This window comes from Litoribacterium kuwaitense (assembly GCF_011058155.1).
In the GTDB taxonomy this organism is placed as follows: Bacteria; Bacillota; Bacilli; order Bacillales; family DSM-28697; genus Litoribacterium; species Litoribacterium kuwaitense.
On record NZ_JAALFC010000009.1, the window covers coordinates 64,426 to 77,612 of the forward strand.

The 13,187-nt window shown below is 43.5% G+C and carries 9 protein-coding genes and 1 pseudogene; 5 read left to right on the forward strand and 5 right to left on the reverse strand.

Features of this window, described 5'->3' with window-relative positions:
* Positions 1–90: 90 nt before the first annotated feature.
* From G4V62_RS07520 to G4V62_RS07535, 4 genes and pseudogenes are all read right to left on the reverse strand, one after another.
* On the reverse strand, positions 91–1,458 hold the full coding sequence (locus G4V62_RS07520; protein WP_165200832.1) for an aldehyde dehydrogenase: 1,368 nt from the start codon (positions 1,456–1,458) through the stop codon (positions 91–93).
* 156 nt (positions 1,459–1,614) lie between these two features.
* Positions 1,615–2,435, reverse strand: a pseudogene (locus G4V62_RS07525) (undecaprenyl-diphosphate phosphatase).
* A gap of 289 nt (positions 2,436–2,724) precedes the next feature.
* Positions 2,725–3,642, reverse strand: coding sequence for a nucleoside hydrolase (locus G4V62_RS07530; RefSeq protein ID WP_165200834.1), 918 nt, complete (start codon positions 3,640–3,642; stop codon positions 2,725–2,727).
* Between the two features lie 34 nt (positions 3,643–3,676).
* Complete coding sequence (locus tag G4V62_RS07535) at positions 3,677–4,870, reverse strand: NupC/NupG family nucleoside CNT transporter (RefSeq protein WP_165200836.1); 1,194 nt, start codon at positions 4,868–4,870, stop codon at positions 3,677–3,679.
* A gap of 264 nt (positions 4,871–5,134) precedes the next feature.
* Between G4V62_RS07535 and G4V62_RS07540 the strand changes: the two genes are divergently transcribed.
* Both G4V62_RS07540 and G4V62_RS07545 read left to right on the forward strand, forming a co-directional pair.
* Positions 5,135–6,079 (forward strand): carbohydrate kinase family protein, encoded by a 945-nt coding sequence (locus tag G4V62_RS07540; RefSeq protein WP_165200898.1) that lies wholly within the window; start codon positions 5,135–5,137, stop codon positions 6,077–6,079.
* A gap of 220 nt (positions 6,080–6,299) precedes the next feature.
* Complete coding sequence (locus tag G4V62_RS07545; protein WP_165200838.1) at positions 6,300–9,626, forward strand: choice-of-anchor I family protein; 3,327 nt, start codon at positions 6,300–6,302, stop codon at positions 9,624–9,626.
* 103 nt (positions 9,627–9,729) lie between these two features.
* Here G4V62_RS07545 and G4V62_RS07550 read toward each other — a convergent pair whose 3' ends face one another.
* Positions 9,730–10,467, reverse strand: coding sequence for a GTP pyrophosphokinase (locus G4V62_RS07550; RefSeq protein WP_165200840.1), 738 nt, complete (start codon positions 10,465–10,467; stop codon positions 9,730–9,732).
* Between the two features lie 193 nt (positions 10,468–10,660).
* Between G4V62_RS07550 and G4V62_RS07555 the strand changes: the two genes are divergently transcribed.
* From G4V62_RS07555 to G4V62_RS07565, 3 genes are read left to right on the forward strand one after another with little or no spacing between them, the layout of a single operon-like run.
* Complete coding sequence (locus G4V62_RS07555; RefSeq protein ID WP_165200842.1) at positions 10,661–10,906, forward strand: spore germination protein; 246 nt, start codon at positions 10,661–10,663, stop codon at positions 10,904–10,906.
* Between the two features lie 47 nt (positions 10,907–10,953).
* On the forward strand, positions 10,954–12,042 hold the full coding sequence (locus G4V62_RS07560; RefSeq protein WP_246218314.1) for a spore germination protein: 1,089 nt from the start codon (positions 10,954–10,956) through the stop codon (positions 12,040–12,042).
* Positions 12,043–12,065: 23 nt separating this feature from the next.
* The gene (locus G4V62_RS07565) at positions 12,066–13,178 is read left to right on the forward strand and encodes a GerAB/ArcD/ProY family transporter (protein ID WP_165200844.1); all 1,113 of its coding nucleotides are present in this window, start codon (positions 12,066–12,068) and stop codon (positions 13,176–13,178) included.
* Positions 13,179–13,187: the final 9 nt, after the last annotated feature.

Consider the following 13,187-nt stretch of genomic DNA (forward strand, 5'->3'; position numbering starts at 1 on the left):
TTCGTTTTTATCTATTTTTTAAAAGAGTGCAGAGAAATTCTAGAGTGACTTTCTCTGCACTTTTTTCGTACGAATAGACGTAGTACATACTTAAAATAGCTTCTTTATCATTTTGAGCATACGTGGTCCGCGCTTATATCTTCCCGGCACTTCGAATCGTGTCGACTGCTTGACGATACTTTTGTAGTGAGAAAATGTGTCAAAGCTATACTTTCCATGATATTGCCCTGTCCCACTGGAACCAATGCCGCCAAAAGGAAGCTCTGGTGAGGTTAGGTGAAGAATGGTGTCATTAATACAGCCACCACCAAATGAAATGTCGTGAATGAATTCTTTTTGGAGGGACGCTGTCTCCGTAAATAGATAGGCGGCCAATGGGTTAGGGTGCTTGTTCACTTGTGCCTTCACTTGTGTAAATGATCTGTATTGAAGAACTGGCAAAATAGGACCGAAAATTTCTTCTTCCATGATCCGGGCGTTGGAAGGAAGGTTCGTAAGAATGGTTGGCGCAAAGAAACGGCGGCTTCGGTCATGCTCACCTCCAAAGGCAATCGTCCCTTCATCTAAAAAAGAGACCATCCGATCAAAGTGTTTATCATGTACGAGTTTGGGATATTCGAAACCTTCTTTATCAATATGCTTCATCTGCTTTTGAAAGCTTTGCTTTAGCGCATCCAAAAGAGAGGTGTAGACATCTTCGTGGACCATAATGTAATCAGGGGCAACACACGTTTGCCCAGCATTTAACACTTTTCCCCACGCAATTCGGTCCGCTGTCTTCTTCATATCAGCATCTTTATGAACGATGGCAGGGCTTTTTCCACCGAGCTCAAGCGTGTGTGGAATGAGTTGTTTTGCTGCTGCCGCCATCACTTTTTTTCCGATAGCCGGACTCCCGGTAAAAAAGAGGTAGTCAAACGGAGCTTCTAGCAAAGCTTCCGCTGTGTGAACGTCACCTTGAACGACAGCTACGTAGCTTTCCGGGAAAGTCCGCGTAAGAAGCCAATGAAGCAGATGCGACGTTCGCGGTGTCATCTCAGAAGGCTTAACGACTGCACAATTTCCAGCTGCTATTGCTCCGATGAGTGGTGCGATGGCTAGCTGAAAAGGGTAATTCCAAGGGGCGAGAATAAGCACACTCCCATATGGCTGTGGATAAATCGTTCCTTTGCCGCCAGGAAGAAGAGGGCGGCTGTCAAGTGATTTTGGTTCACACCACTTTTTCAAGTGCTTTAACGTAAAATCGATTTCTTTGTAAAGGTAGCCAATCTCGGTCATAAACGCTTCTGAGTGTGACTTATGTAAATCGCCATGAAGCGCTTCAAGAATGGCCTCTTCATTATCTGAAATCGCTTGTCGCAACGCCATCAACTGTTTTTTTCGTTCTTTAACTGGGCGCGTATGCCCGGTTGAGAAATACGTTTGCTGGCTCAATACTAAGTCTGTATACATACTCATCTGTCATCACCTCATCCGATACTACTTCCACTATACCCGATTTTAGCAATGATTCATCGTATTTTGCATCTAAAGGAAACTACATGTCAGAATTTATTTAAGAGAAGCCGCTGATTTTGGTATTGCCACCGAATATCAAGTACGCTCTATCGAGGTTCAAAGAAATAACCAAAACCAAATTAAAAAAGCGATGAGCAAGCGGTAATAAGCAAAAGGCGCCAATTTAATGCGGTGAATAATCGAAAGAAAGAAGCGTATGCAAATGAGCGAGCAGAAAAATGCACTGATAAACCCGGTCGTCATAAACGGCATTGTTTCCCAAGTAAAGTAAGACCAGTTTTTAAACAGCGACAAGCCACTCGCCCCTGCTAGAATAGGGACTGCTAAGATGAAGGCATAATCAGAGGCCGCGCGATGGCTGAGGCCGACGAGAACACCTCCGGAAATGGTGACACCGGCTCGTGAGAAGCCTGGCCATAAAGCAAAGCATTGGAAAAGGCCGATGTACAAAGCTTGTCGATAGCTTAATTGATCAATTGTGACCGCTCCAGGCGCGTGTTTATTAAACCTGTCAGCTAAAAGTAAGAGGATGCTGCCAAGCACGAGTCCAACTAAAACGGTATCGATAGAAAAAAGCCGCTCGTCAATAAAGTCCTCTAGAAAAAACCGAGGACAGCCGCAGGGATGACGCCGATCACTACCTTTCCGAGTGTTAGCTTTGACGTTTTTTCTGTTTTTTTCCATGAAAAGCTAAACATCTCACGGAACCGTTCCTTAAAAACTAAAAGCACGGCCAAAATCGAACCTAGTTGAATGACAATTTTAAACGTATTGGCAACTTCTTGAGAAAAAAGTTCACTTGAATGAAGCAATAGGTCGTCTACGAGAACCATATGGCCTGTTGATGAAACTGGGGCAAATTCCGTAATTCCTTCAACGATGCCAAGAATGATCGCGACAAAGAGTTCCCACAACATGTACGCTCGTCCCCCTTTCCAATATGCTATGAAAAAAACGGACGAGACATCCCAAAAAATTCAATCCGATGAATAAAAGTTCAAGGTTTGAAAGTGAGAAGCGAGAGTGTGGTGGGTAGGTGTCGGACGAGGCTCGTCGATTTACACAAATGTCGTGACGGTTGTCCAAGCTACACTGATTCGTTCAATTTTTCATCGTTTGTGATAGAGAATGCGAAATGAATAAACACAGTATAGAAAAACGACGACAAGTCCAAAAAAGTCTTTGTCGTCGTTTTTTTAATTCTGATTATGCTAGCACGTGGCGTAAGAAGTGATCGACAAAACGATCTGCGTCAACTTCTAAGCATACATGAACTGAGCTTTCGGCGTTTTCTTCACCAAAAGTTTGTCCGTACGCCTCGCCCGATTCACCGACAGTCACATCCATTGGCACGGTTTTGACAAAGCTCGGATCGATGACAACACCGATCGCCAACGGGTCATGCAGTGAGCAGCCGCCGATGCCAGGATTGTTTCGTTCGTAAGCGGTGACGTAAAAGTCAACGATGTTTGCGAGTGTCTGCCCGATTTCTGATGCTGTGCGCCAATCTTCATATTGCGTTTTAGCAAGTAAAGTTTTCATCGTGACATCTAGCCCGACAAGTCGAATCGAGGCACCAGAAGAAAAGACGACATTTGCCGCTTTCGGGTCCGCATGAATATTGGCCTCAGCCAGAGGCGTAATATTTCCCGGATGGCGAACGGCACCACCCATCATGACAATTTCACGAATGTTAGTTACGAACGAAGGATCGGCTTCAATTGCGCGAGCAACATTTGTCATCGTACCGACCGCGACGAGCGTGATTTCCTTAGGGTGTTCAGCTGCCATCCGTATAAGGTAATCCACCGCCTCATCTTTTTGTACTTTTTGCGTGGAGGACGGAAGTGCGACGTCGCCAACCCCGTTTTCACCGTGAATTGCTGGTGCTCCATCTCGTGGATGACTGCCGTCGAAAGCTTTGTTTGTTCCGGCGTATACAGGAACATTGCGTGCCTCAAACAGTTCAAGTAAGTCGAGGGCGTTTTTCGTCGTCACGTCGACGTGGGCATTTCCAAAGCACGTCGTAAGCGCCAGTAGGTCAAGCTCTGGGTGATTTAAAGCGTAGGCGATCGCCATTGCATCATCAATACCAGGGTCACAATCTAAAATAATTTTTTTCATGATTTCATCTCGCTTTCTTTTCGTAAAAAAACGGTTAGTAGCTTAAGAACAATCCGATGACAGTAGCTGAAAGGAATGAGGCAAGCACGGAGCCGTATAACAGTTTAAGGCCGAATCCAGCAACGATGTCGCCTTTTTCACCATTCATGGCTTTGACAGCACCGGTGACGATCCCAATGGAGCCGAAGTTGGCGAAGCTGACAAGATACACCGTTAAGATGCCAATGGTACGCTCAGTAATGGCACCAGCTTCTTGCAAGCTAGACAATGCGCCTTGCGCAACGAATTCATTGGAGATGATTTTAGTCGCCATGACATTACCTGCTTCGATAAGATCTTGTGTCGGGAAGCCGAGTAAAAATGCGATCGGTGAAAAGACATATCCAAGTAACGTTTGAAACGACATTTGGATCGTGCCGAGAAATAAAGCATCAACAAAATTGATCAGTGCGACGAAACCGAGCACCATAATACCAACGATAACGGCAATTTTTCCGCCGTCGATAATGCTGTCAGCGATCACTTGAAAAAGAGATGGACGTTTTTCTTCACGCACCTCAAGTAAGTCTTCTTCTGGTTCGACCTTATATGGATTAATGATACTCGAAATAATGAGCGCTGAAAATATGTTTAATACGACTGCAATGACAACGTACTGTTCCGGCAAGACGTTCATAAATGCTGCGATAATTGGCAGACTGACTGACGAAATGGCTGAGGCACAAAGGGTGTACAATCGTTCTTTCGGCAAATTCGGAATAAGTGTTTTCGTCGTCAAAAATACTTCCGATTGTCCGAAAAATGCTGAGGCGACTGCAAAATAGTTTTCAAGCTTCCCAAGACCGTTAATTTTACTTAAAGCAAGTCCGACATATTTAATGACGAGCGGCAAGACGCGGATATAGTTTAAAATTCCTACAAGAATCGAGACGAAAATGATCGGCATTAAGACGTTGAAAACGAACGCCCCTTGGTTATTTTCAAATATCGATCCGAAGATAAACGCTGTTCCGGTATTGGCTAACTTAATCAATTGGTCAAACGCAGCGGCTATATAAGAAATAATCGTTACACCAATGGTTGTTTGGAGAAGAATGAAGGTAATGACAAGCTGCAAGCCTAATAAGATGAGTGCTGATTTGTAACGAACGGCTTTACGGTTACTGCTCCAGAGCCAGGCTAGACTAAATACGGTGGCAAGTCCGATGAAGAAGAATAAGATGTTCAAAATGTGTTCCTCCTTTAGTTTTTGTGTTGTCAGCGCTTTCAATTTGCTAAGACTCACTGGAGATACGACATGACAATAAGGCTATATATTGTCTCATAGTCATACATACCCAAATCAGTAGTTGATGATACTACAAATTTCTTAAGATGAAAAATAGAAATGTGCTTTTCGTCTGATGAAATAGAGTATGGGGAAATTGAACGGACATGATCGCTTTGTGGTACGATCATAAAAACAACCGACAATGGGGGAATGGCATTGACGATGAGAAGTATTTTTTCGTTAGGAGAAGCTTTAATTGATTTTGTACCTCTGCATAAAGGAACGGCTTTAAAGGATGTCAGCCAGTTTATTAAAGCCCCAGGAGGCGCTCCGGCAAACGTTGCCGTCGCCGTAGCGAAACTAGGTGGAAAGGCGGCTTTTGTCGGAAAAGTAGGGCAAGATGCTTTTGGTGATTTTCTCGTTGAAACCCTCGCTTCTTATGGTGTAGATACGGATTACATGCAACAAACTGCTGAAGCGAGAACGATGTTAGCGTTTGTGTCGTTAGATGAACAAGGCAATCGCGACTTTATTTTTTACAATCATCCTTCAGCCGATGAACTTTTACACCCTAGAGATATAGATCGCCTCCCACTGACAGCGCAAGATATTCTTCATATTGGGTCAATCTCAATGATTCAAAGCCCTATAAAGGAAGCCACTGTGAAGGCAATCCAGCTGGCAAAAGAGCAAGGGTCAACGATGAGCTTTGATCCGAATCTCCGCGAATTGTTATGGCCTAATTTAGACGTCGCCCGCCAAACAATTCTCGATGCGTTGCCAAACGCCGATATCGTGAAGGTGAGTGAAGAAGAATTGGCTTTTTTGACGAGTACAGCCGATGAAACAGCAGGCGCCAACACACTGTTAGCGTATGGAGTGAAGCTGCTGCTCGTCACAAAAGGTGCTGAGGGGTGTCGCTATTTTACAGAGAAAGTTCAAGGCACGGTACCGGTACCTGCCGTTGAGCCTGTCGACACGACTGGAGCGGGTGATGCATTTATGGGTGGTTTCTTATCCCAATTTGCCAGCCAAAATCAGTGTATACAGGCTATTTCGAAAGATGAGCTCGAAACGTGGATACGGTTTGCCAATCGTTGTGGAGCTGCAGCTACGTTAAAACCAGGAGCAATGTCATCGTCGCCTCATCAAAGCGAATTAGCATAAAGGGATAACGGAAAGCCACTTCGTGACCACAGACAAAGTCTTTTTGAGAGTTTGTCTAAATATATGGGCACGTTGACAGGCTTTCTTTTATTATCAACAAAGAAAAATGTCTAAATTTACATTTATTTTAAAAAATCTTTACAGTCAAACAACTCGTTATTCTAAAAATTTCGATAAACTAAGCTTGTCAAGAAAAAAATGGAATTGGGAGGGGACATGGTTGAGAGTAAAACAGTGGGTCAGGGCAGGTTTAGCTGCATCAATCGTTATGTTACCAACAACAGGACAGGCAACTGACAATGATGTAACGACATATTCAGGGGAAATGGAGCCGTCGTTTGCGGTTGAGATGATCGGGCGTTACACGAGTGGTGCCGAGCTAGACGAAGGTGGTGCTGAAATTGTGGCATACGATCAAGCTCGCAAGCAAGCGTATTCAATCAATGGCGCCGAAAAAGCGTTAGACATTATTGACTTATCTATTCTTGAAGACAATAAACCATTCAGTAAGCTCTCATTGAAGAAAAGAGTTGGTTTAAACGATGTTGCCGAGGAGATGGGGCCAGTAAATGGATTGACAAGTGTTGATGTTCATCCGACGGAGCCGTATCTCGCTGTGTCTATTGTCGCAGAGCCAAAGACAGACAAGGGCTACGTTGTTTTTATTTCTACAGATGGAGAAGTCCTTTCTACAGTACAGGTAGGCTCTCAACCAGATATGATCACATTTACTCATGACGGTTCTAGACTTCTCGTGGCTAACGAAGGAGAACCAAATGACGCTTATGATATCAACCCTGAAGGTTCTGTGAGCATTATTGATGTAGGTGAAGGCGTAGATCATCGTCAAATCGCGGACGCGAAAACGGTCAAGTTTGATGACGATGTCATCGATGACGATGTGCGTCAAGTGCACGAAGACTCCGACAGAGTGGCTGATCTTGAACCAGAATATATCGCGGTGACTGAAGACGATCGGACGGCTTATGTCGTTCTACAGGAAAGCAATGCTATTGCGACACTCGATCTAGCAACGGAGTCGTGGACGAGCGTAAAGTCGTTAGGCTACAAAGACCATTCACTTGCAGGAAATGGAATGGATGCTAGTGATAAAGACGGAAAAATAAACATTCAACCAGTGCCCGTTCTTGGTCAGTACATGCCCGACGCCATCTCATTACTTGAGTCAAATGGGAAGACGTATATTGTCACGCCAAATGAAGGAGATGCCCAAGATTATGAAGGGTTTTCTGAAGAGGTTCGTGTCGCTGATATTGCAGAGGAATATGATTTAGATGCATCTTTATTTGCAGGATTTACCGAAGAAGAGATCGATACGATGGTCGAAAATGGGCTGTTTGACGACGATCAGCTCGGTCGCTTGAGAACGACAACATCTTCTCCTGTCAATGAAGAGGGCAAGTACGAGGCTGTGTATGGGTACGGTGCTCGTTCGTTTACAATCTTTGATGCTTCTACGATGAAGCCAGTCTTTGACAGTGGTGACCAGTTTGAAAAAGCGATCGCTGAAGCGCATCCTGAGCTGTTTAATACAGACAATGCGGAAAATGCCTTTGACAATCGTTCGGATAATAAAGGTCCTGAGCCAGAAGCAGCGGTTGTTGGACAAATTGGAGACCGGACATACGCATTTATCGGTCTTGAGCGTGACGGTAGCATTGCAGTTTACGACGTGACACAACCGAGTGACGCGTCATTCGTTCAGCTGTTTAGTAGCCGAGATTTTTCAGGAAGTGAATTAGGTGGCGATATTGCGCCAGAAGGGCTTGAATTCGTTTCTGCTAAAGAAAGCTTGACAGGTCACCCGCTACTCATTGTCGGAAACGAAGTATCCGGTACAGTCGCTGTATATGAATTTTTAGAAGACAGCGAAGAAGGCACGTCTATTCAAATTATTCATTTTAATGATGTTCATGCTCGCGTCTTTTCCGAAGAGAATGCAGGTATCGGTTATGCAAAACTAAAAACGATCATTGAAGAATCAGAAGAAGAAAATCCAAACACACTTGTGCTCGATGCTGGAGACACACTTCATGGCACAACATTTGCAACGTTGATGAAGGGTGAAAGCATTGTGCAGATTCTCAATGCGATCGATGTCGATGCTTTGGCACCAGGAAACCACGATTTCAACTATGGCAAAGATCACTTGCAAGCTTTACAAGGTTTAATGGATTTCCCTGTTTTAGCAGCCAACGTGTTGAAGGAAGACGGTTCGTCTGAATTTCAACCGTATGAAATCCAAGAGATTGATGGGGTGCAAATAGGTATTTTTGGCTTAGCGTCCCCAGAAACGACTTATAAAACACATCCTGACAATGTGAAAGGTCTTACCTTTGAAGATCCTGTTGACGCGGCCAAGCGTACAGTTTCACAGCTTGAAGCTGAAGGGGCAGATATCATCATTGCTCTAGCTCACGTCGGACTTGATGAATCAAGTGAGGACACGTCAGATCAAATCGCTGCACAAGTGCCAGGGATTGACCTCATTGTCGACGGTCATAGTCACACGACGTTACCAGAAGGTATGGACGCAGAGAATGGCACATTGATCGTTAGTGCTGGAGAGTACTTAAAGAATGTAGGTGTTGTTGAACTTCAATGGGATGGCGATAAGGTCATTAAAAAAGATGCCGAGCTCATTACGAAAGAAGACGCAAAAGATGTCATCCCGAATGAAGACATTGTTGCTGTAACTGATGACATCACTGCTGAACAAGATGTCATTTTACAAGAAGTGGTTGGGACGACGGAAGTCGCACTTCATGGTGAGCGCGGTGATGTACGTACACAGGAAACCAACCTTGGGAATTTAATTGCTGATGCGATGCTTGATTTGACCGGAGCAGATGTCGCCTTAACAAATGGAGGAGGCATCCGGGCATCCATTGATGCAGGTGAGGTGACAAAAGGCGAAGTCGTCACTGTGCTTCCATTTGGCAACTATATCGTGACCAAGCAAATAAGTGGTACACAGCTAAAAGAAGCACTCGAGCGCGGCATGAGTTCATACCCAGAGTCTCTCGGGGCATTTCCTCAGGTTGGGGGGATGACATTTAAGGTAGATCCTAACCAGCCAGCAGGAAGTCGCGTCCACAGTCTGATGATCAACGATGAGCCAGTTGATTTAGAAAAAACGTATATGCTTGCTACGAATGACTTTCTCGCTGCTGGTGGAGACGATTACACGAGTTTGGCTCAGTCACCAATTGACAATGAGTACGATGCTTTAGACGAAGCTCTTATCGATTATATGAAAAAAATCGGTACGACTTCTCCAACGGTCGAGGGAAGAATTACAGAAGGTACAATGTCAATTTCTTCATCTGAGCAAGCTCAAGAAACAAGGCATGAACAGTCAGCCGAGCAAGAGCAGGCAAAAGCAGATGTTTACATCGTGCAGCCAGGAGACAACCTTTATGAAATTGGTTTGCAGCATGGTACGACTTGGCGCGTCCTTCAGCAAATGAACCAATTGCCAAACCCTCACATTATTCAAATTGGTCAGGAAATTCGTCTACCCTAAGACCCCTTTTCTAAAGGCTGGAAAATGAAAAAGTGATTGAGCGAACGTGAAAGACTTTATCTGCACTTTGAACACCCGCTATTTTTTAGCGGGTGTTTATTAATTATTCATCTTTATTTTTAGTCGTCCCAAATAGTGCGATCAGTTCATGAGGTGTGTGGCTAAGCTCATCGTCTTGATGCTGTTCGGCTTTGCCACTCTTTATTTCTTGATGAATCCTTTCCATTCGTCGATCCAATGCATTTACTTGTTCCGCAGCTTCTTTAATTTCTTCCTGCATTTTTGGTGGCGCACTGCCTTGATATTTGTAATACATTTTATGCTCAAGACTCGCCCAGAAATCCATCGCAACGGTACGAATTTGTACTTCTACACAGACTTCCTCGGTTCGGTCTGACATAAAGACAGGCACTTTTAAGAGCAAGTGCAGACTACGGTAACCATTCTGTTTAGGTTTTTTAATATAGTCTTTTGTTTGTAAAAGCTGAATATCTTTTTGCTGTTGCAGCATGTCAGCAATGGCATAAATATCTGAGATAAACGAGCATAAAATCCGAATGCCCGCAATGTCATGCACATGCTTTTCTGCGTTGTTTAATGTTAACTGTAACCCTTTTCGCTGTAGTTTGCTCAAAAGGCTTTCGGGAGATTTTAAACGAGACTTTGTATGTTCAATCGGATGATACGAATGCACATACTGGAACTCCTCCTGTAAAATTTTAATCTTTGTCATCATTTCGTCTAAAGCAAATTTATATTTCATGAGAAAACGCGTGACTTCTTCTTTTAAATTTGAAAATTGTTCGATGTCTTTAGGTAACGCATGATGGCGTTCTAGCATAAAAAATGCTCCTTCTTAGATAGTCTATGATGTAGTGTAGTAAAAAATGATGATTACTATAATGTACGAATGTCTAGGCAGAAAAGCTTCGTTTTTCACAGAAATTACATGATTTCACACAACTTTTCACTACGAATAGCTTTTGGCAAGTGTGACATACTACCCTAAAAATGACACAAAGCGAGGCATTCAGATGGGCGTATATCAATGGCTGTCAGAATTAGAAAAAGATACAAAGCGGATACCTGATATTGTGTATCGCTCCATCTCGTTAAGCAATGGTCAAGGGGCAAAGCTTGTATATATTTCGAATTTGGTTGATGCAGGTCGGTTAGCTGAAGAGGTTGTTTCCCCATTGCTTACTTTTGATGATTTCTCGAAACCTTTAACGGCAGAGAGGGCAACATTGACTTTGGAGTTATCCCATTTTTTGAAATAACCACCATCAATGAGCTAAAAGACGCCTTATTTACAGGGTATGCGATCTTGTTGTTGGAAGATGCTGAGACAGGCTTGGCCATCGATGTGCAGCATCATTTCCATCGCAATCTGGAAGAACCTGTTGCAGAATCGGTTGTTCGGGGAAATCGCATCGGCTTTATTGAATCCATTGATCAAAACATTGCGCTCTTAAGAAATTATTTAAAAACAGACGCCTTTTTGTTTGAAACGTTGATATTAGGAAAGTATACAAAAACGACTGTCGGCATCGCATATATCGATGGCGTCGCTGAACGAAAATTAATTGAAGAAGTGCGCATGCGTCTTGAACATATTGAGGCGGATGGTGTAATAGAGACCGGAGATATAGAGGAACTGATTGAAGATCATCCAAACTCTATATTCCCGCAAATGGTTGTCACGGAGCGTGTCGACGTCGTCGTGTCATCTATGCTTGAAGGAAAAGTCGCTATTTTAGTGAATGGGACCCCGTTTGTTCTCGTCGTTCCTGGGACGTTTTTCAGCTTGACGCAATCGCCTGACGATTACTATCAACGCTTTTTCGTCGGTTCCTTTATTCGTTTGCTCCGCCTCTTTTTTATTTTTATTGCTTTATGTTTGCCAGCCATCTATGTGGCGTTTTCGACCTTTCACCAGGAGTTAATCCCTAGTCAATTGTTACTGACAATTGTCGTTTCGCGAGAGGCGATTCCTTTTCCGGCTGTTGTTGAATTATTGATTATGGATATTACGTTTGAAGGGTTGCGGGAAGCAGGCTTACGTCTCCCGAAACAGATTGGTGCGGCTGTTTCGATTGTTGGAGCTCTCGTAATCGGTGAAGCCTCGGTAAATGCAGGGCTCGTTTCCCGACCAATGGTCGTCATTATCGCATTAACAGGGATTGCTTCCTTTATCATGCCACGATTTAATTTATCCACTTCATTTCGGCTGTTGCGTTTTCCTCTTACGTTAGCCGCCGCGAGCTTCGGTTTTATCGGTTTGTTTGCTGGCTTAATGATGATCTTAACGCATCTTTGTTCCTTGCGCTCGTTTGGCGTCCCTTTTATGGAACCCATTGCTCCTTTGCACACGTTTAGATTAAAAGACTCTTTTATTCGGAGAAAAATAAAATGATTTTTTAAGCCTGGAGGGAAAGGATGCCACAAACTCACTTATCTAAAACGTATCTTTATTTTCTTATTTTCACAGCAGTGATGGCGACGATGATTTTACTTGGCCCTTCAACTGTAGCTGTACATGCAAATAAGGACATGTGGTTTTCTCCTCTTGTCGCTGTCCCGTTTGGTTTGTTGGTAACGTTTCTCATTTACTTGTTATATCGCTACTATCCGAACTTGACGCCTGGGCAATACATGATTCGTATTTGTGGGCAGGTCGTTGGTCGCTTACTCATTGTTTTGTATTTTTTGTTTATCGTTCATTATTGTGCGCTCGTGCTTCAGGAGTTTTCTATATTTTCAAGTACGATCTTTCTCATTGAAACGCCGAATGCAGTCGTGATGGCGGTGATGATCATTACAGCTTCGTATGCAGTCTACAAAGGTGTAGAGGTGATGGGCCGTACGTGCTCACTGGTCCTGCCCATTTATCTCATCATATTCGCCCTTGGTATGGCTTTTTTAATTCCTGAATTTGATTTTGGAAACTTGTTGCCAATCTTTCCGATTGGCGTCTTCCCGTCGGTTCGCGGCAGCGTTCCATTAAACGCTTGGTTTACAGAAATCTATTTTGCAGCGTTTTTGCTTCCGCATTTAAAAAATAGACAAGGCGTCTTGCGGGGGTTGATCGTCACCAATTTGTTGCTATGTATGCTTATGGTTTTTGTTTCGTTAACCATTGTCCTCTTATTTGGCTCTTTAGCACCTGATTTTCCTTTCCCATTGATGAGTGCGTTACGCTACGTCAGCATCGGAAACTTTTTAGAGCATATGGAATCAATTGTTGTTGTGATGTGGTTTTTAGGCGTTTTTATTAAAATGAGCGTGCTGCTTTATTGTGCAAACTCATTGTTGAACGATTTATTCTCCTTTAAACGACATGAAGTTATGGTGTGGCCACTTGCTTTGTTTGTCGGCGTTGTTGCCAACTGGTCTTTTCCGACGACTCAGTTTCTTAGTCATTTTTATCAACTTAAAGTTGTTTTTTATTTTTATATCTTTGTCATCATCATACCGTTTGTTTTGCTTCTGATGACGATAGTGAGGAGGTGGCTTTCATCAAACGATTCTATCAGACCATCCTCGTCGTAATGGTGAGCT

What these genes read in the sequence shown, in the direction of transcription:
- G4V62_RS07520 (WP_165200832.1), bottom strand. Translation starts at nt 1,458, where the DNA reads ATGAGTATGTATACAGACTTAGTATTGAGCCAGCAAACGTATTTCTCA.
- G4V62_RS07530 (WP_165200834.1), bottom strand. Translation starts at nt 3,642, where the DNA reads ATGAAAAAAATTATTTTAGATTGTGACCCTGGTATTGATGATGCAATG.
- G4V62_RS07540 (WP_165200898.1), top strand. Translation starts at nt 5,135, where the DNA reads ATGAGAAGTATTTTTTCGTTAGGAGAAGCTTTAATTGATTTTGTACCT.
- G4V62_RS07550 (WP_165200840.1), bottom strand. Translation starts at nt 10,467, where the DNA reads ATGCTAGAACGCCATCATGCGTTACCTAAAGACATCGAACAATTTTCA.
- G4V62_RS07555 (WP_165200842.1), top strand. Translation starts at nt 10,661, where the DNA reads ATGGGCGTATATCAATGGCTGTCAGAATTAGAAAAAGATACAAAGCGG.
- G4V62_RS07565 (WP_165200844.1), top strand. Translation starts at nt 12,066, where the DNA reads ATGCCACAAACTCACTTATCTAAAACGTATCTTTATTTTCTTATTTTC.